This is a genomic window from Falsigemmobacter faecalis (assembly GCF_003863335.1).
GTDB classification, from domain to species: domain Bacteria; phylum Pseudomonadota; class Alphaproteobacteria; order Rhodobacterales; family Rhodobacteraceae; genus Wagnerdoeblera; species Wagnerdoeblera faecalis.
Genome location: NZ_RRAZ01000012.1, coordinates 97,671 through 117,718, shown reverse-complemented (window position 1 = coordinate 117,718; position 20,048 = coordinate 97,671). Strand labels below are relative to the sequence as shown.

Genomic DNA, 20,048 nt, shown 5'->3' with positions numbered 1-20,048 from the left:
GCGGGGGGGAACCCGGGCGGCCTTTTTCATGCGGCGGGGGATCCCATGGCGGGAATTTTGCTTTTGAACGGACCTAACCTCAATATGCTGGGCCTGCGCCAGCCAGAGGTTTACGGGCGCGACACCCTGGAAGATGTGGTGCGGCTCGCCACGACGACCGCCCGTGCGTTCGGGCTTGATCTTGAGGCGCGACAGTCGAACCTTGAGGGCGAACTGGTCACCTGGATCCAGCAGGCGCGCGGGGCTTTTGATGCGATCATCATCAACCCCGGGGCTTACAGCCATACCTCGGTCGCGATCCTTGATGCGCTGAATATCTTTGAAGGTCCGGTGCTTGAGGTGCATATCTCAAACATCCACAAGCGCGAAAGCTTCCGCCACCACTCCTATGTCAGCCTGCGGGCTGAGGGCGTGATCGCGGGCTGCGGCGTGCAGGGTTACGATCTGGCCGTGCGCCGCGTGGCCGGAATTTTGCAAAACTAAGGGGGCTGCCGCCCCCCGGTCTGCGCCCGAAAAGGGCGCAGAGATCCGCATCAGCGGCGATCAGGCAAGCTTGACGGTCACCGGACCAAAGCGCTCACGCAGCTCGGTGTTCACCTGCTCGGGCACGAATTTCGTCACATCCCCGCCCAGGCGCGCGATCTCTTTGACCAGGCGCGAGGCAATGGCCTGACGGCGGGCATCGGCCATCAGAAAGACGGTCTCGATGGAGCTGTCGAGGGCACGGTTCATGCCAACCATCTGGAATTCATATTCAAAATCAGCCACCGCGCGCAGCCCGCGCACAATGACCGTGGCGCCCACATCGCGGGCACAGTCGATCAGCAGATTCTCAAAGGGATGCACCAGAATTTCGGTCCCGGTGCGCCGGGTCAGCTCGGCGCATTCTTCCTCAACCATCTGCACCCGCTGCTCCAGCGAGAAGAGCGGACCTTTATCACGGTTGATCGCCACGCCGATCACCAGACGGTCCACAAGCCGCGCGGCCCGCTCAATAATATCCAGGTGACCCAGAGTAATGGGGTCAAACGTCCCCGGATAAAGTCCGATCCGCATGGAAGCCTCCTCGCTGCCACGCAGCAGATTTTTGCTGCGCTGCTGCAAGAGCAACAATATTACTGCCGCCTTTTCAAGCAGAGATTGCGGGAACGCGCCCCGGGGCCGCGGGCCTAATGCCCCCGGATCATATCAGCCAAAGCATTGGTTTCCATGGTTAGTTCATCAAGCCGACCCTTGACGACATCACCGATGGAAATCAGCCCGATCATCTCACCCTCTTCCAGAACCGGCATGTGGCGGAAGCGTCCGGCGGTCATCTTCTCGACCACATGATGCGCCGAATCGGCCGGGGTGCAGGTGACGAGTTTGCGCGTCATCAGATCCGAAACCGGCTGGCTCAGGATCTCAGCGCCGCGCAAAGCCAGTTCACGCACGATGTCGCGCTCGGACAAAATACCCTCGGCCCGGCGCCCGTCTGACGAGACCACCAGCGCGCCGATGCGCTTTTCTGCAAGGATCCGTACCGCCTCAGAGACCGGGGTCTGCGGCGCCACGGCCAGCACTTTCTGTTCCGGCTTGGCACTCAGGATCTGTCTGACCAGCATCGCTTTTCTCCCGCATCTTTACCCCTTCAGGCTGCGGAGGGTGGGCGATTCTGTCAAGTCAGCGCTTCGAGGCGCGCCACCTCGCGGCGCATCCCCTCTGTCAGCGCCTCGGCCAGACGGTTCATCCGGTCCGAGCGGCGGTCATCGGCGTGACGGATCAACCAGAAGCTGCGCTTGAGAGAGATCTCCCCGGGCAGCACTTTGACCACGCCCGCAGCGCCGGGGATCGCGAAATCATGCACCACGCCGATGCCCGCCCGCGCCCGCACCATCTGCATCTGCACCGAAACCGAGTTTGAGCCCAGCCGCACCGCCCCGGCCCCGGTCTCGCCTAAATAGTCGAGTTCCTTGTCGAAAATCATATCCGGAATATAGCCGATGATGCGGTGCGCGCTCAGATCCGCCGCGCTGCGGATCGGGGGATGGCGGGCCAGGTAGTCGCGGTGGGCCGCCAGATGCAGGTGATAATCGGTCAGCTTCTGCACCGTCAGCCGTCCGGCCGTGGGCGGCGAGACGCCGATCACCAGATCCGCCTCGCGCCGCGACAGGTTAAAGACCCGCGGCAGGGCGACGATCTGAATGTCGAGATCAGGGTGGCGGTCCGACAGCGCCGCACAGACCTGGGGCAGCACATAATTGGCGCAGCCATCGGGGGCGCCAATCCTTAACTGGCCGCTGATCTGCCCGGCACTGCCGCCCAGATCCTCCCCCGCCGCTGTCATCGCGCTTTCTGCAGCCTCAGCATGGGGCAACAGACGCTGGCCGGCATCCGTCAGTTGATAGCCCTGCGGAGAGCGCAGAAAGAGCCGCGATTTCAACGCCTCTTCCAGACGGGTGATGCGCCTTCCGACCGTTGCCGCATCGCAGCGCAGGGTTTTGCCTGCGCCCGACAGGCTTTCCGTACGCGCCACCGCCAGAAACACCCGCAGATCGTCCCAGTCCATCGCCCCTCCGTTTTGCATTTTTGCAAACCCTCTTTGCTAAACTTCCTCTGTGTGAAGCAAAACTGCAAGGCTATCCTGCCGATTGAAACGAATGAACGGGAGGATCCCATGCAAGAGATCGGACATTGGGTTAACGGCAAACTGGTCGCCGGCACTTCGGGCCGCTTTGCCGACGTCTTTAACCCCCACACCGGTGACGTTCAGGCGAAGATCGCCCTGGCCACGCAGGCTGAGCTGGATCAGGCCGTCGCTGACGCCGCAAAGGCCCAGGTGGCCTGGGGCGCGACCAACCCGCAAAAGCGCGGCCGCGTGATGATGGCGCTTGTGGGCCTGATCAACCGCGATATGGACAAGCTGGCCGAAGTGCTGAGCCGTGAGCATGGCAAGACCATCCCGGACGCCAAGGGCGACATCCAGCGCGGTCTGGAAGTGATTGAATACTGCATCGGTGCGCCGCAGCTGCTGAAGGGGGAGTTCACCGACAGCGCAGGTCCGGGCATTGATATGTATTCGATGCGCCAGCCGCTGGGCGTTGTTGCGGGCATCACGCCTTTCAACTTCCCCGCCATGATCCCGCTGTGGAAAATGGGTCCGGCGCTGGCCTGCGGCAATGCGATGATCCTGAAGCCCTCTGAGCGCGCGCCGGGCGTGCCGCTGATGCTGGCCGCGCTTTGCAAAGAAGCCGGTCTTCCCGACGGTGTTCTGCAGGTCATCAACGGCGACAAAGAATCGGTCGATGCGATCCTCGACAATGAGACCGTTCAGGCCGTTGGCTTCGTCGGCTCGACCCCGATTGCGCATTACATCTATTCGCGCGGCACCGCGAACGGCAAACGCGTGCAGTGCTTCGGCGGCGCGAAAAACCACATGATCATCATGCCGGATGCGGACCTTGATCAGGCTGCAGACGCCCTGGTCGGTGCCGGTTTCGGCGCAGCGGGCGAACGCTGCATGGCGATCTCGGTTGCCGTTCCTGTCGGTGAAGAAACCGCAGACAAGCTGATCGAAAAGCTGGTCCCGCGCATCGAAAAACTGAAAGTCGGCCCCTATACCGGGGGTGCAGACGTGGACTACGGCCCGGTTGTGACGGCCGCTGCCAAAGAAAATATCCTGCGTCTGGTGGAAACCGGCGTCGAGCAGGGCGCGACCCTTGTCGTCGATGGCCGCAACTTCTCGCTGCAGGGCTATGAGAACGGTTTCTACGTCGGCCCGCATCTCTTTGACCATGTCACCCCCGACATGGACATCTACAAAAAAGAGATCTTCGGACCGGTCCTCTCGACCGTTCGCGCCCAAAGCTATGAAGAAGCTCTGAAGCTGGCCATGGATCATGAATATGGCAACGGCACCGCCATCTTCACCCGTGACGGGGATACCGCGCGTGACTTTGCGGCCCGCGTGAACGTTGGCATGATCGGGATCAACGTGCCGATCCCGGTGCCGCTGGCCTATCACACCTTCGGCGGCTGGAAGAAATCCTCCTTCGGTGACCTGAACCAGCACGGTCCGGATGCCTTCCGCTTCTACACCCGCACCAAAACCATCACCTCGCGCTGGCCCTCGGGCATCAAAGAAGGCGCGTCGCTGAACTTCAAGATGATGGACTGACGATCTGAAAGGGGGCCGCCAGCGGCCCCCTTTTCACCCCGGCCCGTCCGGGGAAAGACATCGTGCCAGGGAGCGGGAGGGCGCAATGGATTTCGGATTAAGCGAAGAGCAGCAGGCCATTTTTGATATGGCTTACGCCTTCGGGCAGGAGCAGATCGCGCCGCATGCGCGGGCCTGGGAAGAGGCCGGGACCATCCCGCGCGACTTCTGGCCCCGTGTGGCGGAACTCGGACTTGGCGGCATTTACGTCTCGGAAGACTACGGCGGCTCGGGCCTGTCGCGGCTTGATGCGACGCTGGTCTTTGAAGCGCTGGCCATGGCCTGCCCCTCGGTCGGCTCGCTGCTCTCGATCCACAATATGTGCGGCGGCATGATCGATAAATTCGGCTCTGAGGAGCTGAAGGCGAAATGGCTGCCAGGCCTTTGCAGCATGGAGACCTTCTTTTCCTACTGCCTGACCGAGCCGGGCGCCGGCTCTGACGCCGCCGCCCTGCGCACCCGGGCCGAAAAGGGCCATGAGGGCTATAAGCTCAACGGCTCCAAGAGCTTCATCTCGGGCGGCAGCTATTCAGATGCCTATCTGGTCATGGTCCGCACCGGGGGCGATGGTCCCAAAGGCATCTCGACCATGATCGTGCCGAAGGGCGCACCGGGGCTTTCCTTTGGCGCGCTGGAGCAGAAGATGGGCTGGCGTTCGCAGCCCACAGCGCAGGTGCAGTTTGATGACTGTGTGACCGGGCTTGATAATCTGGTCGGCGAAGAGGGGCGCGGCTTTGCCTATGCCATGGCCGGGCTTGACGGCGGGCGGCTGAACATCGCGGCCTCGGCGCTTGGCGGCGCTCAGGCGGCCTTTGATCAGACCCTGCAGTATATGAGCGAGCGTAAGGCCTTTGGCCAAAGCATCGACCAGTTCCAGGGGCTGCAGTTCCGCCTTGCCGATATGGAAGTGAAGCTGCAATCGGCCCGCACCTTCCTGCGCCAGGCGGCCTGGAAGCTCGACACCGGCGCGGTTGATGCCGGAAAATTCTGCGCCATGGCCAAGCTTTACGTCACCGATGCCGCCTTTGAGGTCGCCAATGACTGCCTGCAGCTGCATGGCGGCTACGGCTATCTCTCGGATTACGGGATTGAGAAGATCGTCCGCGATCTCCGGGTGCATCAGATCCTTGAGGGCACCAATGAAATCATGCGCGTCATCACCGCGCGCAGCCTGATCGGAGGCCGGACATGAACGGGATTGAGATCCGCAAAGAGGGCCGCGCCGGGATCCTGACCCTGAACCGCCCCGAGGCGCTGAATGCGCTGACCCATCAGATCTGCCTTGATGCCGAAGCCGCCCTGCGTACCTGGATCGACGATCCGGAGGTCGCGGTGGTGATCCTTGAGGGCGCAGGTCCGCGGGCCTTCTGCTCAGGCGGGGATGTGGTTCAGGCCGCCCAGGCCGGGCGTCAGGGTGATTACAGCCTTGGCCGCAACTTCTGGCGCGACGAATATCGGCTCAATCTGCTGCTGGCGGATTACCCCAAGCCCATCGTCTCTTTCCTTCATGGCTTTGTCATGGGCGGCGGCGTGGGCTTTGGCGGTCTCGTCAGTCACCGCGTAGTGGGCGAAAGCACCCAGGTCGCCATGCCCGAATGCGGCATCGGACTTATTCCTGACGTGGGCGGCACTTACCTGCTGTCGCGGGTGCCAGGCCAGGCCGGGCTCTACCTCGGCCTCACCGCCGCCCGCATGGGACCGGGCGATGCCATCTGGGCGGGCTTTGCCGACAGCTTTATCCCCGAGGCCGACTGGCCCGCCGTGAAGGCCGATCTGATCGCCAGCGGCGAAGTGAAGCTGCCGCAGCATCCGGCCCCGAACAGCCCCCTCGCGGCCCAAAGCGCAGAGATTGACCGGCTTTTCAGCGCAGAAAGCATCCCCGCCATCATGTCAGCCCTTGAGGCAGAGGGCAGCGAGCTGGCGACATCTGCCCTGAAGGCGCTGCGCCGCAATGCGCCGCTCTCCATGGCTTCAACGCTTGCGATGATCCGCCCCGGCCCCGCCACCCTGACCAAGGCCCTGCGCCAGGAGTTCCGCTGGACCTGGCGCTCGATGGATGAGGGCGATTTCATCGAAGGCGTGCGCGCACAGCTGATCGACAAAGACCGCAAACCGGTCTGGAAACATGCCTCCGCCGCTGCGGTGACGGCAGAGGATGTGGCCGCAATGCTCGCGCCCCTTGGCGCAGACGAATGGGAGGAAGACCAATGAAGATCGGGTTTATCGGCCTTGGCAATATGGGCGGACCCATGGCCGCCAATCTGGTGAAAGCAGGCCATGAGGTGACGGGCTTTGACCTCGTCACCGCGCCGCCCGAAGGGGCGACCCGCGCCGCCTCGGCGGCCGAGGCCGCAGCCGGGGCCGATGTGGTCATCACCATGCTCCCCAATGGCGCGATCCTGCAGGCGGTGGCCGCAGAGGTGATCCCGGCGATGAAACCCGGCGCGGTGCTCTGCGACTGCTCCACCGTCGATGTGCAAAGCGCCCGCGCTGTGGCCGATAAAGCCGCAGCCGCAGACCTTGGCGCGCTGGATGCGCCGGTCTCGGGCGGCATCGGTGGCGCCTCTGCCGGCACGCTGACCTTCATGGTCGGCGGCTCAGAGGGCAGCTTCGCCACCGTGAAGCCGCTCTTTGACATCATGGGCCAGAAGGCCGTGCACTGCGGCGAGGCCGGGGCCGGACAGGCTGCGAAGATCTGCAACAATATGATCCTCGGCGTCACCATGATCGCCACCTGCGAGGCCTTTGCCCTCGCCGATAAACTCGGCCTCGACCGGCAGAAAATGTTCGATGTGGTCTCGACCTCTTCGGGCTACAGCTGGAGCATGAATGCCTATTGCCCGGCCCCCGGCGTCGGCCCGCAAAGCCCCGCAGACAATGGCTATAAACCGGGCTTTGCCGCAGAACTCATGCTCAAAGACCTGCGCCTGTCGCAACAGGCCGCCGAGGCCGCGGATGCCGATACCCCGATGGGTCAGCTGGCCGCCGCCCTCTATACACAATTCGTCGAGACGGAAGACGGCAAAGGCATGGATTTCTCCGCCATGCTGCCGCGGTTTGAAAAGCGCTCCCGCGCCTGATTTCCGGGACAAGGGATCGGGGAGGGATCGGGAGGGGCGCTGCCCCTCCCGACGGGGTGCGGGGCAGCGCCCCGCCTCCCCCGCCCGCCTTTCAGACGATGGCCATTTCCAAAAACGGCCGCCCCTCCAGCACGCGCTCCACCCCCAGATCGCTCAGATCAAGGCTCTGATAACGCCCGGTCAGAATCAGCTCGGCAATCCCGCGCCCGGTGGCGGGCGACTGCTGCAGCCCATGACCGGAAAAGCCGTTCATCAGATAAAGATTCTCCCGCGCCGGATGGACGCCCAGAATCGCATTCTGATCGAGGGTATTATAATCATAATGCCCAACCCAAAGCCGCTGCACCCGGCAGGCATCAAAGCCCTCAGAACGGTTATAAAGCATCGGCCAGATCACCTCCTCAAAGAGATGCGCATCCGGCTCAAAATCATCCACCGCGCAGGGGCCGTCATTTTCCGGCACCGTGGCGGTGATCCAGCCCTGATGCTCGGGCCGCATGTAATAGCCCTGATAATCAATGATCAGCGGCGCCTCCGGATGACGGGCATTGGGCGCATCAATCACAAAGACCGTGCGTTTGCGCGGCTCCACCGGCAGCGACAGCCCGGCCCATTCCATCACCTGAGACGCCCGCGTGCCCGCGGCATTGACCAGCGCGCCACAGCCGATCGTGACCCCGGAGGCCAGCCTGACCCCGGTGATCCGTGCGCCCTCCAGCTCCAGCCCGATGGCCTCATCCTTCAGGAAGCTCACACCCTGCCGGCGGGCAGCCGTGCGAAACCCGCCCAAAAGTCCCATATTATCAAACCAGCCCTCATCGCGGTGCCCGAAAGACCCCGCGCTCAGATCCTCGGTCTTCATCCAGGGGAACCGCACGCCCAGGGCCTCAGGGTCCAGCACTTCGGTCGCCGCGCCAAACCCGCGCTGCATCGCTGCCAGCTCCTCCAGCAGCCCCGGCGCTTCGGGCGAGGCGCCCAGAAACAGATAGCCGTTCTCCTTCAGCCCCAGATCGCCCTGCCCCGGCTCCAGCGCCAGCTCCGCTCCGAAGCTGCGGATAAACTCCACGCCAAAGCGCGAGATCTGCACATTGACCGGATTGCTGAACTGGCTGCGCACCGAGGCCACTGAAAGCGCCGTCGCGGAACGCGAATAGCCCGGATCGCGTTCAATCACCGCCACCCGCAGCTCCGGTTGCATCCGCGTCAGCCAGAAGGCCGCAGATGCCCCCGAAACAGCCCCGCCAATCAGCACCACATCAAAGTTTTGCGTCACCGCCGACTCCGTTCAAACAGGTTGGAAAGACCTTGTGTGGCCTTGTAATACCGGGAATAGAATGAAAACAAAGAATTTGAGCAAGGCCCCATTCGGTGGGCCAGGACGACAAAGAAGGTCGACAGTTTGACTGATGCGCTCTCACAGATCCGCCGGATCGTCAGCGCCCGGACACCGGACGCCGTCTGGACTGAGCTTGCTGCCGCGTTGAAGCCCTATGGCTTCGACCGGATGCTTTATGGCGCGACCAGCAACCGCCGTGAGGGATCTGTCGGCGATATTCAGGATGTCGTCACCTTTACCACCCTGACCCGGCAACCCGGGCGCGGCCGCGAGGACGTCAGCTTCTTCATCCGCACGCCGATGTTTCGCTGGGTGATGACCCATGCCGGTGCCAGCTCCTGGCGCTGGACCGAAGAGCAGCTCGCCGCGGGCCTTCTGACCCCCGATGAAGTCGTAGCCCGCGATATTGCCCGCAAAAGTGGCCTCTGCGTCGGCTATGTGATTTCCTTTGAGGAACCCGGATCGCGCCGCGCCGCTGCCTTAAGCATGATCGGCGCGCCGGAGCAGACCCAGGACAGCCTTGACGCCATGTGGGCGCTCAAAGGCGATGAGATCATGATTCTGGCCCAGACCATGCATCTCAAGATCCAGTCGATGCCGCTGAAGGTGCACCGCCGTGCGCTCTCCCCCCGCCAGCGCGAAGCGCTGGAATGGGTGGCGGAAGGCAAGACCAGTCAGGACATCGCGATCATCATGGGCATCAGTGCCGGCATGGTCGAAAAGCATCTGCGGCTGGCCCGCGAATGCCTGGATGTTGACACCACAGCCCAGGCCGTGGCCAAGGCCGCGATGTTTAACCATCTCTACACCACCCCCTCGGGTGAGGCGAAACGCTGAGCTCTGCTCAGGCGGATCAGGGACCTCGCTGAGGCCACAGCTTTGCCTCGGGAGGCGGCCCCCGTAAACATGGCATCCTGCGGCGAGTGACGCTGGAACCGGACGAACCGGCCCGGCATCTCCCGTCAGCTCACCCCTGCCACCCATAAAAAAAGCGCCCCGAAGGGCGCTTTCTCTGTGATCTCCCGCTCTGCCCCGAAAGGCGGAGCGGGTGAAAGATCAGCCTTTCAGAGTCTTTGCGACTTCTGCAGCAAAATCTTCTTCTTTTTTCTCAATGCCTTCGCCGCAAGCGACGCGGGCGAAACCGGTGATGACAACGCCAGCTTCCTGAGCAGCCGCTTCAACGGTCAGATCCGGGTTGATGACGAAAGCCTGGCCGAGAAGGGTGTTCTCTGCGAGGAATTTCTTCATACGGCCCGGGATGATGTTGTTGTGGATCACCTGCTCGGGCTTCGGCTTGCCCGAAGAGGCGTTCTCTTCGAGAGCTTTTGCGGTCTGAACAGCCAGCTCACGCTCAACCACGGACGGATCAAGGGTGGCTTCCGACAGCGACAGCGGGTTCGTTGCAGCGATGTGCATTGCGAACTGCTTGCCGATGACGGCAGCTTTCTCAGCGTCGCCGCTCAGAGCGACCAGAACGCCGATTTTGCCCATGCCTTCAGCGGCCGCGTTGTGCACATAGGACACAACGGTCTCGCCTTCGAGGATTTCCAGACGGCGGAAGGTCATGTTTTCGCCGATGACAGCGATCGCGCCGTTCAGGGTCTCTTCAACGGTTTTGCCGTTCAGAGTTGCCGCTTTCACAGCGTCAACCGACTGGCCAACTTCGAGAGCGACAGCAGCGATACCCGAGACCAGAGCCTGGAAATCAGCGTTTTTCGCAACGAAGTCGGTTTCCGAGTTGATCTCGACGGCCACGCCTTTGCCACCGGCAACGGCCACACCGATCAGACCTTCCGCAGCAACGCGGTCAGCTTTTTTTGCAGCTTTCGCGAGGCCTTTGGTGCGCAGCCAGTCGATCGCAGCTTCCATGTCGCCGTTGTTCTCAACCAGCGCTTTTTTCGCGTCCATCATGCCGGCGCCCGAGGTCTCGCGCAGCTCTTTTACCATCGCAGCAGTAATGCTCATGCGACTTCTCCTTGGAATTTGAACGGAATCAGGCGGGGAACATGCATTCCCCGCCCGGTATAACAATCCGGTAGCGGGCCTGAAATCAGGCTTCGGCTTCCGTGATCACTTCTTCAGCCGGAGCTTCTTCCAGTTCGCCCAGGTCGATGCCTGCTGCACCCATCTGAGCCGACATGCCGTCGAGAGCTGCACGTGCAACCAGGTCGCAGTAGAGAGCGATAGCGCGGGCCGCGTCGTCGTTGCCCGGGATCACGTGGGTGATGCCTTTGGGCGAGCAGTTGGTGTCAACCACTGCGACAACCGGGATGCCCAGTTTGTTGGCTTCGAGGACTGCGAGGTCTTCTTTACCAACATCGATCACGAACAGCAGGTCCGGAACGCCGCCCATGTCACGGATGCCGCCGAGCGAGGCGGTCAGTTTGGCCTGCTCACGTTCCATGTTCAGGCGCTCTTTTTTGGTGAGGCCTTCTGCACCGGAAGCGAGTTGCTCGTCGATGGCTTTCAGACGCTGGATCGACTGCGAAACAGTTTTCCAGTTGGTCAGAGTGCCGCCGAGCCAGCGGTGGTTCATGTAGTATTGTGCGCATTTCTCAGCAGCATCAGCAACGGCTTTCGAAGCCTGGCGCTTGGTGCCGACGAAGAGAACGCGACCGCCGCGTGCGACGGTGTCGCGCACGATTTTCAGAGCCTGATCCAGCATCGGAACGGTCTGAGTAAGGTCAAGGATGTGGATGCCGTTGCGATCGCCGTAGATATACTCGGCCATACGCGGGTTCCAGCGCTGAGTCTGGTGACCATAGTGAACGCCTGCTTCAAGCAGCTGACGCATCGAGAAATCAGGAAGAGCCATCTCTTATCCTTTCCGGTTTATACCTGAGCGAAGGTTTCAGGGTTTCCCCCAACCGGTGGACCTGACAGGATGTCTCCCTGTCAAAGCCCGCCTTCGCCTGTGAAGTGCTGCGCATGTAGCCTGCGGGCGTTCAGATGACAAGCACAAAGAGGGGCTGTATTGCCCGCCGCCCAAAGGTTTCGCGCCATGCCCGCCGCCCCCCTGCTGATCCTTCTGCCCGCGGCCGGATCTTCCAGCCGGATGGGACCTTCGCGCGACAAGCTGACCGAGGATCTCGACGGAGAGCCTTTGCTGCGCAACCGCGCGCGTCTGGCGCTGGCCACCGGCCTGCCGGTGCTGGTCACCCTGCCGCCGGATCGCCCTGCCCGGCTTGACGCCCTGAGCGGGCTGGCGGTGGATGTCGTTTTCCCTGAGGGGGTGCGGGACGGGATGTCTGCCTCTTTACGCGCAGGTGCCGCTGAGGCGGCGGGGCGCGGGCTGGCGCTTATGGTGCTGCCCGCCGATATGCCCGAACTGACCCTGCCCGATCTGCAGCGGCTTCTGGCAGCCTTTGTCGCGGATCCCTCCCGCATCCACCGCGGCGCCTCGGCGGATCTGCGCCCTGGCCATCCGGTGATCCTGCCCGCCGACCTCCTCCCCGAGGCGCTGCGACTGACAGGCGATCAGGGTGCAAAGCCCCTGCTTCAGGCCCATCCCGCGCGGATCACCCTCCACCCGCTGCCCGGGACCCATGCCCTCACCGACCTCGACACCCCCGAGGCCTGGGAGGCCTGGCGGGCGCAGCGGACCCCGGCCGGCAGCACCAGCGGCTGAGGCGGCTTCGCATCCGCCGTCGCAGGCGGGCTATGCCGATGCGCGGGCGGGACGGGCGGGCGGGCGGGTTCACCCTGTCCGACCCGCAGATTTCGGCCTGTCGCCAGCCTTCGGCCTCTTTCCCCGACAGACTGCTGCCCTGACACCGCGCTATGATCTGTGCCGCATTGCGATCCCGGCCTGCCCCGCCGGGGCGTGACCTCTGGCCAGGATCTGGCGTTCAAACCGTCTCACCCATGCTGTTACACCCGACCGTGCCCGGCCCATCCGCTCAATCCAGGCTCCAGGTGACGGGGGGCGCACCAAAGGGTCCGGCATCGGCGACCAGGAAAGACGGGCGCCCTCATGGCCTGCCCCCCCCCGGAGCCCGGGTTCTCTCAGGCGGGATCAGAGCTTACGCATCGTCAGACCCATGCCACAACAATCGCGCAGCGCTGCCGTTAAGCCCAAGACTGCCGCCCGCAGATTCCAAGACCCGACCAGCCTCCGGACCACAGCCTCCGGTTCCAGAGGCCCTGTATCTCTGGCAGCAGCATTGCGGGGTGAGAGCGTTGCAACCACGGATATGACGCTGCCCGTGCAGAGGCGTTCTTTACGAGGCAGGCCCCGGCCCCCCTTCCACGCCCCAGAGCCGGATTAAGGCAGCCGACAGCGCGGCAGCAGTTTATCAACGAAAAGGCGGAACCGGACCCGCTGCCCTGCCCCTGAACGAAAAAGACCGGCGGGATGAGCCGCCGGTCTTTAAAATGTTCATCCGCCTGCGCCGGATCTCAGCGGCGCAGAAGCAGCGCCTCGTGCTTCTTCAGGGTTTTGCGCGCGGCGACGTAATTCTCAATGCCGCGGGCTTCCTGCAGGTCCGGGAAGATCTCAAAGATCTCGCTGCGCTGCGCGTTGCCCATGCCCTGCAGGGTCTGATCGCCGGGCTGGAAGGTCTCGGTCCAGGCGCCGTCAGACAGCACCACTTCGTGGCGGTCGCACATGAAGTGCAGATAGGTGGTGCCTGCGCTGACCAGCGAGGTGATGCCTTCCGTGCCGACCAGATGCTTGGCCGCGACCAGCACCTCATGCTCATCGAAGTAAAGCGCCGTGCGGTCATTGGCGACCAGCACCCGGTGGTTCGGGCTGACCATCATATCGCGCTCCGGCAGGCCGTTCCCAAGCGCGCCGCGGCGGATCATCACCGGCTGCAGATGCGAAGCCATCGCCAGCTCGCCCGCCGAGAGGCGGCGCGCACCGGTCCAGCGGATCTCCTGGATGCCGTTGTCACGGGTCATCACCCGGTCACCAACCTGCAGATCCTGCACCGGAACCGGACCCTTCGGGGTCGCGATCAGCGTGCCCGGCGTGAAGCAGGGAATGATCTGCTCGATGTCGAAGAAATGCGCCCGGCCGGTCTCATTGCCCTCAGCATCGAAGAAGGTGATATGGCCGTTCTCGATATTCTCCGGATCGCGCCAGACCCGCAGCGGGCCCATGCCGGTCAGATCAAGGGTATCCCAGTCATCCCCTCCCGAGCCGCCGTCGATCAGATCCCCCACCGTAGCGCCAAGGAAGAGATCGCGGTCGTCGCCGCCAAGCAGGGTATCCGCCCCCTCGCCGCCCCGGATGGTATCAGCCCCCACGCCACCGACGATCAGATCGTCCCCGGTGCCGCCGTCCAGAAAGTCATTGCCCGCGCCACCCAGAAGGGTGTCATCGCCGGCGTCGCCGTGCAGGACATCATCGCCCGCACCGCCGTCGATCAGATCATCGCCATCGCCACCGATGAGGGTATCGCGTCCCGTCTCACCAAGCAGGGTGTCATTGCCCGCGCCGCCATAGACCAGGTCGTCGCCGGTGCCGCCGAAAACCACATCATCGCCCAGACCGGCATAGACGGTGTCATCGCCCGCACCCGCGATGATATAATCGTCATTCTGCACATGGCCGGGCAGAAGTGCGTCATCATTATCGACGAAGTCACCGTCGTTATCGCCGGTATAGCCCACGTCGATCAGATCGCCTGCGCCGGTCCCCCAGACGATGCCGTCACGGATACCGCCCGTGTTGTCACCGCTCGAGACATTGACCACCACATTGGCGGTATCCTCGCCGCCGCGACCGTCCGAGACGGTATAGGAAATCGTCACATCGCCCAGATAGCCTGCGGGCGGGGTATAGGTCAGGGTGCCGTCGGGATTGATCACAACCTCGCCGACAGGCACAGTGGCAGAGATAACCGTCAGGCTGTCGCCGTCCGGATCGCTGTCATTGGCGAGAACCGGAATGACGACCGAGCGGCCAACTGCGGTGCTGGCACTGTCGTCGCGGGCGTCAGGATCCTGGTTTTTGACCGTATTGTCGACGGTATCAGAGAACGACAGATAGCCCACGCTGCCGTTGAAGAAATCATTCAGCGGCGTGAGGCCCCAGGGATCCGTGGTGTCAGCCGCGCTGACGCCAATCTTCCACTGCACATCCGGGGTCGGCATCTCCATCGACAGATGCGTGGGGACGTCATCCTCAAATGTCGCGCCGGTGGTGGAATTGGTGATGACCACTTTTCCGGGCGTCTCCCCGCCCTGGTTCCAGGAATAGCTCAGCTCAATCGTATCATCCGGATTTGCAAAACCAGGATCCGTGGTGAAAACGGTCGGGCCCTCAGCGCTGTCATGGCTGATACGGATCGCTCCATCGGGCATCACGTCGACACGAAAACCGCTGCCATCTGCGCTGTTGTCGCGCGACAAAATCGTATCGGGACCTTCGCCCGAATGCGATTTCATGCTGAATTCAAGCGCCACGGTGCCGCGGCTGTCCTGGAACATCGGAGCGGCGTAAATCTTAGCGAATGCCGAATTTCCGTCGAGCTGAAGGCGACCGTCAGAGGCGACAGCGCCTCCCATATACATGCCTTCCTGAGCGCCGTTGCCGAGGGCACTGTCGCGCAGCTGGTGGTCGGGATCGTTAAAATCGTAATAGGCAAAAACCGGCATTTCTCTAACCTCATCTTCCGGCGTTGGCCAGGCCACTCAACGCTGCGGGCCCGCAACTTCGGGCAAATACAACCTCTCCCTTCGCGCAGCAGGCCTGCTGCAAAGGGCGGTGAAACGCTCTGTAATGTTAATCATTCCGCCCCTGCGAAACGTCATCCCGGTTCTGCCCCGCCAATGGGGACGGCGACCGGTTCGATCATCATTAGACTTAGATTTAGGTTGAAATAAAGCAAAATCCCGGCAAAAGAGCCTTAATGAAGGCAGCGCGAAACACGCTCTGCGCGTGCGCGTAAGGGGCGACCAAATGCCTATTGTTTCTCCCTTAACCTGTTTCGCCTGAGGATCGCCCCCCACAAGGTCGGGAAATCCCCCCCTTCTGACCGGCAGGCCGGGTCAGCTTTCCGCATTGATGTACAAAGGGAAACAACCGGATCAATCCGGGATTGAAGAGCCCCGTTAACTGATGTGACAGAAATATCGGCTTCCTTCCCACGGTCACCTCACGCCCGGGCCGCAAAATCACAGCCCTTGCAACTTCAGGGAGAGTGTCAACACTGCGCCGCGAATCACCTCGGGCGGGGACCTCGAGTCAGCGTCAAGACACTCCGGACCCTGGCGCAGCCTTAAACCCGCGGCATAGAGGCACAGCCGCAGGACTGCTCAGCACGCCGCATCCTTGCTCGCTAATGATGAGAGCCCGAGGTCCCGGGCTGAGGAAGCACCCCGAAGCGCCCTGCAAGACCGCAGCGGGGTGTCCGGTGGGCGCTATCGCGTCACGCCTGACCTTTTTGCCAGTTGGTGCCGCACGAGTGCACATGCCTCAGGCAATAAAAGGCAATAAAAAACCGCCCCCCGGTTCTGCCGGGGGACGGCGTGTCATGGCGGGTCATCCGCCCTCCTCCTCACCTCCGGACGCGCCGGCTCGCGGAGTTATTGTGCCGGGGCTTCCCAGGCGGGAAGCGACTTCAGCACGTCTTCCGTCAGGCTCGAGACAACGATCACGCTGTCGGAGTCATTTTTAAAGATCCCGATCTGATCCGGGGTCAGCTGCACGGTATGCGCACCAAGGCCGAGGAAGCCACCGATATCTGCGATCAGCGCCTCGGGTGCGCCGGCAGCAGTGGTCCGAAGCTCGGTAATTTTACCGATATCTTTGCCCTCGGCACTGCGCAGCTCTGCGCCTTTCAGCTGTTCTGCGGTCACGACAGCAAAATCCGAGACCTGGCTATAGCCTTCGGGGGCCAGCAGCCCCGTGGCCATTGCGGGCGTATCGGCAGCAGGCGGCGTGACCGGAGCCGCAGGCGCCGTGGTCGCCGCGCCAGGCGCTGCCGGGGTATCGGTTGCGGCCCCCGGTGCGGCGGGCATCGTCGTGGCAGCGCCAGGGGCTGCAGGCGTGTCAGAGGGCGCCGTCGGGGTGCCAGGATCCGCGCTCTGTGCCGGAGCGGGTGCGGTATCCCCCAGATCGGGCTTGGTCTGCACATCCACCTGACCCGTGGGCGACGTGGTGGGCGAGGTCCCGTCCGGCGCGGTGGGCGCGGTATGGGGCGGAAGCCCCGGCGGGATCGTGGTCGCGGCCCCGTCAGGTGCAGTTCCCTGCTGCGCAAAGGCGGGCGGCGCAAGCAGAGCGACAGTGGTGATCAGAGCGGCAATCGGGGTCTTGTTCATCATCTTCTCCATCATTTCCTTGTCAGTCTGACCGGACCTCCGGACCGATCTGTCAGGCGGACCGGGCTTCTGCGGCATCGCCTTCAGTGATGTTGAAACAACGGCATTCCGCCGCTCCGGCTCCCACACCGGGCGGAAAACCGCCCCCCGGGCGCGAAAATCAGCCGGTTTATGCCCGTGACACCGGCGAAATCACGCTCTGCATGAATTGGCTGCCGGGGAACCCGCGTCATCGTCGCCTCTGCTGCGGCCTTGCCTGAGGGCGGGGGGCCTGGTATTGCCGAAGGAACCGGGCCAGACTGCCCAGACCCATCCGGAGCCGATCCATGCACGACATTCGCTTCATCCGCGAGACCCCCGAAGCTTTCGACCGCGCGCTTGGCCGCCGTGGCCTCGCGGCCCTGTCGTCGCAGATCCTGGCCCTTGATGAAGACCGTCGCGGCAAAATTCAGGCCGCCGAGACCGCCCAGGCTGAGCAGAACCGCGCCTCGAAAGAGGTAGGCGCTGCCAAAGCCCGCGGCGACAACGAAGAGTTTGAACGCCTGCGCGCGCTCGTCGCCGAGAAAAAGGCCGAGATCGCCCGCCTGAACGCTGAGGCCTCGGCCGAGGATGCGCAGCTGCGCGACATGCTGATGACCATCCCCAACCTGCCCCTCGATGAGGTGCCGGACGGCCGCGATGAGGCCGATAACGTCGAGATCCGCACCTGGGGCACCCCGCGTGAGTTTTCGTTCCAGCCGGTTGAGCACTTTGAGATCAAAGGCGTCAAACCGGGGATGGACTTTGAGACCGCCGCCAAGCTTTCGGGCTCGCGCTTCATGGTGCTGAAGGGTGCCGTGACCCGCGTCCACCGCGCGCTTGGCCAGTTCATGGTCGACACCCATGTCGAAGAGCATGGCCTCACCGAATGCTGGACCCCTGTTCTGGTAAAAGATGAGCCGATGTTCGGCACCGGCAATCTGCCGAAATTCTCGGAAGACAGCTATCAGACCACCAATGGCTGGTGGCTGATCCCGACGGCCGAAGTCACGCTGACGAACTTTGTCGCCGGTGAGATCGTCGAGCAGGCACAACTGCCGATCCGGATGACCGCTCATACCCACTGCTTCCGCTCAGAAGCGGGCTCGGCGGGCAAAGACACCACCGGGATGCTGCGCCAGCACCAGTTTGAAAAGGTTGAGATGGTCACCATCTGCGAGCCTGATCAGGCCATTGCCGAGCATGACCGCATGACCGCCTGCGCCGAAGCGATCCTGCAAAAGCTGAACCTGCCCTACCGCACGGTCGTTCTTTGCACCGGCGACATGGGCTTTGGCAGCCAGAAGACCCATGACATCGAAGTCTGGGTGCCGGGTCAGGGCAAATACCGCGAGATCTCGTCCTGCTCGACCTGTGGTCAGTTCCAGGCCCGCCGCATGAACGCGCGCTTCCGCCCGGAAAGCGGCAAGCCTGAGTTTGTAGCCACGCTGAACGGCTCGGGCCTCGCAGTGGGGCGCACGCTGATCGCGGTGCTGGAAAACGGCCAGCAGGAAGACGGCTCGGTCGAACTTCCGGCGGTTCTGCACCCCTATCTCGGCGGCAAAACCCGCATCTCGGCTGAGGGTGATCTGGTCTGATCCAGGACTGCAGCGATGTTACAGGGCCACCCCAAGGGGTGGCCCTGTGTCGTTGCCCCCCAGACACGCCCGGTCACGCCCTCCTCTTCGGGGCCGCGCAGGGGTGATCCATGCAGCGGATCGATCTCTTCGCCGTGGTGCCTGCCACTGAAACCGCAGCGCGGGATATCCGCAACTGAGCCCGTGTCTCCCGGCCCCCCGGGGGAGTGCAGGCAGCGCCCGACTTCCCGACTTCGCCGGCCACCTGCCCTGCGCTCCCCGCTTGCCTTTCTGTTCCCGCGCGCGGACAGTCGGAACTGCCGCGGGGGAGAGACAGAATGAGCCTGACAATTCACGACAGCCGGGCCGCCTGGGGGCGGCTGGGGGTGACGGTGCTGGCAGGCACGGTCGGCAATGTCGGCATGTGGAGCGTGATCGTCGCCCTGCCGATGATGGCGGCCGATTTCGGGCTGGAGCGGGCGCAGTCCTCGGCGCTTTTTGCGGCCACCATGATCGGCTTTGCCATCGGCAATGTGCTGACCGGGCGGATGCTCGACCGTCAGGGCCTGGTGCCCACGCTGTTGCTGGCGGGGCTGCTGACCGGGCTTGGCCATATCGTCACCGGATTTGCGCCGAACGCCTGGGTGGCGGGCGGGGCGCAGGTGGCGGTGGGGCTTGGGACGGCGGGCTGTTTTGCGCCGCTGATGGCCGATATCTCGCATTGGTTTCGCAGGCGCCGTGGCATTGCGGTCTCGATCGCGGCTTCGGCCAATTATCTGGCCGGGATCGTCTGGCCTTTGCTGTTGAACCTCTGGATCCCGGTGATGGGCTGGGGCCAGGCCTATGCGCTGACCGGCGTGCTGGTCCTGGCGCTGCTGCCCGGTCTGATCTGGGTGCTGCGCCACCCCCTGCCCGCGGAGGCTCGCGCCGGTGACGCCGCCACTGCGGGCGGGCGGTCGCTGCAGATCCCGCAAAAGACCCTCCTTCTGATGCTGAGCCTTGCGGGTGTCGCCTGCTGCGTGGCGATGTCGATGCCGCAGGTTCATATCGTAGCACTTTGCATGGATCTGGGTTTTGGCCCGGCGGTGGGGGCGGAGATGCTGTCGCTGATGCTGGCCGGAGGCGTGGTCTCGCGGCTGATCGGCGGGGTGATCAGCGACCGGATCGGTGGCCTTGCGACGCTGCTGCTGTTTGGAGCGCTGCAGATGTGCGCGCTTTTCCTTTATCTGCCCTTCGATGGGCTGATTTCGCTTTATGTGGTCAGCCTGATCTTCGGGCTGAGCCAGGGCGGGATTGTTCCGGCCTATGCGGTCATCGTGCGCGAATATATGCCCGCTTCCGTTGCGGGTGCGAATGTGGGGATCGTGATGATGGCCACCATCCTCGGCATGGCGCTTGGTGGCTGGCTCTCGGGCGCGATCCATGACTGGACCGGCAGCTATACGGCGGCTTTCCTCAATGGCATTGTCTGGAACGCGGCCAATATCGGCATCGTGCTCTGGCTGCTTTCACGCGGCGGGCGGTTGCAATTCAGCCCCCGCAGTGGCAAAGCCGCCGCGTCAGCCTGAAGGAGC

At 63.3% G+C, this 20,048-nt stretch carries 17 protein-coding genes; 9 read left to right on the top strand and 8 right to left on the bottom strand.

Going from position 1 to position 20,048, the window contains the following annotated elements; genetic code table 11:
- Positions 1-45 precede the first annotated feature (45 nt).
- Positions 46-483 (top strand): type II 3-dehydroquinate dehydratase, encoded by a 438-nt coding sequence (gene aroQ, locus EG244_RS09935; protein WP_124964856.1) that lies wholly within the window; start codon positions 46-48, stop codon positions 481-483.
- Between the two features lie 60 nt (positions 484-543).
- Here the strand turns inward: aroQ and coaD are convergent, their stop codons facing one another.
- The 3 genes from coaD to EG244_RS09920 all read right to left on the bottom strand — a co-directional run bounded on the left by coaD (position 544) and on the right by EG244_RS09920 (position 2,548).
- On the bottom strand, positions 544-1,056 hold the full coding sequence (gene coaD / locus EG244_RS09930; RefSeq protein WP_124964855.1) for a pantetheine-phosphate adenylyltransferase: 513 nt from the start codon (positions 1,054-1,056) through the stop codon (positions 544-546).
- Between the two features lie 113 nt (positions 1,057-1,169).
- Positions 1,170-1,604 (bottom strand): CBS domain-containing protein, encoded by a 435-nt coding sequence (locus EG244_RS09925; RefSeq protein WP_124964854.1) that lies wholly within the window; start codon positions 1,602-1,604, stop codon positions 1,170-1,172.
- Between the two features lie 53 nt (positions 1,605-1,657).
- Positions 1,658-2,548, bottom strand: coding sequence for a LysR family transcriptional regulator (locus tag EG244_RS09920; RefSeq protein ID WP_124964853.1), 891 nt, complete (start codon positions 2,546-2,548; stop codon positions 1,658-1,660).
- Positions 2,549-2,656: 108 nt separating this feature from the next.
- Between EG244_RS09920 and EG244_RS09915 the strand changes: the two genes are divergently transcribed.
- The 4 genes from EG244_RS09915 (at position 2,657) to mmsB (ending at position 7,275) form a co-directional block, all read left to right on the top strand.
- Positions 2,657-4,156 carry a CoA-acylating methylmalonate-semialdehyde dehydrogenase gene (locus tag EG244_RS09915; protein WP_124964852.1) on the top strand — a complete coding sequence of 500 codons (1,500 nt, stop codon included), beginning with the start codon at positions 2,657-2,659 and terminating at the stop codon, positions 4,154-4,156.
- 85 nt (positions 4,157-4,241) lie between these two features.
- The gene (locus EG244_RS09910) at positions 4,242-5,387 is read left to right on the top strand and encodes an acyl-CoA dehydrogenase family protein (protein WP_124964851.1); all 1,146 of its coding nucleotides are present in this window, start codon (positions 4,242-4,244) and stop codon (positions 5,385-5,387) included.
- A complete protein-coding gene (locus EG244_RS09905) occupies positions 5,384-6,406 on the top strand; it encodes an enoyl-CoA hydratase/isomerase family protein (RefSeq protein WP_124964850.1) in 1,023 nt (340 codons plus the stop codon). Before EG244_RS09910 ends, EG244_RS09905 begins: the two co-directional genes overlap by 4 nt.
- On the top strand, positions 6,403-7,275 hold the full coding sequence (mmsB, locus tag EG244_RS09900; protein WP_124964849.1) for a 3-hydroxyisobutyrate dehydrogenase: 873 nt from the start codon (positions 6,403-6,405) through the stop codon (positions 7,273-7,275). Before EG244_RS09905 ends, mmsB begins: the two co-directional genes overlap by 4 nt.
- A 91-nt stretch (positions 7,276-7,366) precedes the next feature.
- Here mmsB and EG244_RS09895 read toward each other — a convergent pair whose 3' ends face one another.
- Positions 7,367-8,548, bottom strand: coding sequence for an NAD(P)/FAD-dependent oxidoreductase (locus EG244_RS09895; RefSeq protein ID WP_124964848.1), 1,182 nt, complete (start codon positions 8,546-8,548; stop codon positions 7,367-7,369).
- A gap of 126 nt (positions 8,549-8,674) precedes the next feature.
- Here EG244_RS09895 and EG244_RS09890 point away from each other — a divergent pair, with 126 nt between their 5' ends.
- Positions 8,675-9,448, top strand: a complete 774-nt coding sequence (locus EG244_RS09890; protein ID WP_124964847.1) for a helix-turn-helix transcriptional regulator — start codon at positions 8,675-8,677, stop codon at positions 9,446-9,448.
- A gap of 219 nt (positions 9,449-9,667) precedes the next feature.
- On the opposite strand, the gene tsf is transcribed toward EG244_RS09890, so the two are convergent.
- Positions 9,668-10,576, bottom strand: a complete 909-nt coding sequence (tsf, locus tag EG244_RS09885; RefSeq protein ID WP_124964846.1) for a translation elongation factor Ts — start codon at positions 10,574-10,576, stop codon at positions 9,668-9,670.
- 85 nt (positions 10,577-10,661) lie between these two features.
- A complete protein-coding gene (rpsB, locus tag EG244_RS09880) occupies positions 10,662-11,426 on the bottom strand; it encodes a 30S ribosomal protein S2 (protein ID WP_124964845.1) in 765 nt (254 codons plus the stop codon).
- 186 nt (positions 11,427-11,612) lie between these two features.
- Here rpsB and EG244_RS09875 point away from each other — a divergent pair, with 186 nt between their 5' ends.
- Positions 11,613-12,239, top strand: coding sequence for a nucleotidyltransferase family protein (locus tag EG244_RS09875; RefSeq protein WP_124964844.1), 627 nt, complete (start codon positions 11,613-11,615; stop codon positions 12,237-12,239).
- 770 nt (positions 12,240-13,009) lie between these two features.
- Here the strand turns inward: EG244_RS09875 and EG244_RS09870 are convergent.
- Positions 13,010-15,250, bottom strand: coding sequence for a Hint domain-containing protein (locus tag EG244_RS09870; protein ID WP_233588971.1), 2,241 nt, complete (start codon positions 15,248-15,250; stop codon positions 13,010-13,012).
- 894 nt (positions 15,251-16,144) lie between these two features.
- On the bottom strand, positions 16,145-16,879 hold the full coding sequence (locus EG244_RS09865) for a PRC-barrel domain-containing protein (RefSeq protein ID WP_124964842.1): 735 nt from the start codon (positions 16,877-16,879) through the stop codon (positions 16,145-16,147).
- A 326-nt stretch (positions 16,880-17,205) separates the two neighbouring features.
- On the opposite strand from EG244_RS09865, the gene serS reads away from it, so the two are divergent.
- The gene (gene serS / locus EG244_RS09860) at positions 17,206-18,495 is read left to right on the top strand and encodes a serine--tRNA ligase (protein ID WP_124964841.1); all 1,290 of its coding nucleotides are present in this window, start codon (positions 17,206-17,208) and stop codon (positions 18,493-18,495) included.
- A gap of 317 nt (positions 18,496-18,812) precedes the next feature.
- Complete coding sequence (locus EG244_RS09855) at positions 18,813-20,042, top strand: MFS transporter (RefSeq protein ID WP_124964840.1); 1,230 nt, start codon at positions 18,813-18,815, stop codon at positions 20,040-20,042.
- The last annotated feature ends 6 nt before the right edge of the window (positions 20,043-20,048 follow it).

What these genes read in the sequence shown, in the direction of transcription:
- aroQ (WP_124964856.1), top strand. Translation starts at nt 46, where the DNA reads ATGGCGGGAATTTTGCTTTTGAACGGACCTAACCTCAATATGCTGGGC.
- coaD (WP_124964855.1), bottom strand. Translation starts at nt 1,056, where the DNA reads ATGCGGATCGGACTTTATCCGGGGACGTTTGACCCCATTACTCTGGGT.
- EG244_RS09925 (WP_124964854.1), bottom strand. Translation starts at nt 1,604, where the DNA reads ATGCTGGTCAGACAGATCCTGAGTGCCAAGCCGGAACAGAAAGTGCTG.
- EG244_RS09920 (WP_124964853.1), bottom strand. Translation starts at nt 2,548, where the DNA reads ATGGACTGGGACGATCTGCGGGTGTTTCTGGCGGTGGCGCGTACGGAA.
- EG244_RS09915 (WP_124964852.1), top strand. Translation starts at nt 2,657, where the DNA reads ATGCAAGAGATCGGACATTGGGTTAACGGCAAACTGGTCGCCGGCACT.
- EG244_RS09910 (WP_124964851.1), top strand. Translation starts at nt 4,242, where the DNA reads ATGGATTTCGGATTAAGCGAAGAGCAGCAGGCCATTTTTGATATGGCT.
- EG244_RS09905 (WP_124964850.1), top strand. Translation starts at nt 5,384, where the DNA reads ATGAACGGGATTGAGATCCGCAAAGAGGGCCGCGCCGGGATCCTGACC.
- mmsB (WP_124964849.1), top strand. Translation starts at nt 6,403, where the DNA reads ATGAAGATCGGGTTTATCGGCCTTGGCAATATGGGCGGACCCATGGCC.
- tsf (WP_124964846.1), bottom strand. Translation starts at nt 10,576, where the DNA reads ATGAGCATTACTGCTGCGATGGTAAAAGAGCTGCGCGAGACCTCGGGC.
- rpsB (WP_124964845.1), bottom strand. Translation starts at nt 11,426, where the DNA reads ATGGCTCTTCCTGATTTCTCGATGCGTCAGCTGCTTGAAGCAGGCGTT.
- EG244_RS09875 (WP_124964844.1), top strand. Translation starts at nt 11,613, where the DNA reads ATGCCCGCCGCCCCCCTGCTGATCCTTCTGCCCGCGGCCGGATCTTCC.
- EG244_RS09865 (WP_124964842.1), bottom strand. Translation starts at nt 16,879, where the DNA reads ATGAACAAGACCCCGATTGCCGCTCTGATCACCACTGTCGCTCTGCTT.
- serS (WP_124964841.1), top strand. Translation starts at nt 17,206, where the DNA reads ATGCACGACATTCGCTTCATCCGCGAGACCCCCGAAGCTTTCGACCGC.
- EG244_RS09855 (WP_124964840.1), top strand. Translation starts at nt 18,813, where the DNA reads ATGAGCCTGACAATTCACGACAGCCGGGCCGCCTGGGGGCGGCTGGGG.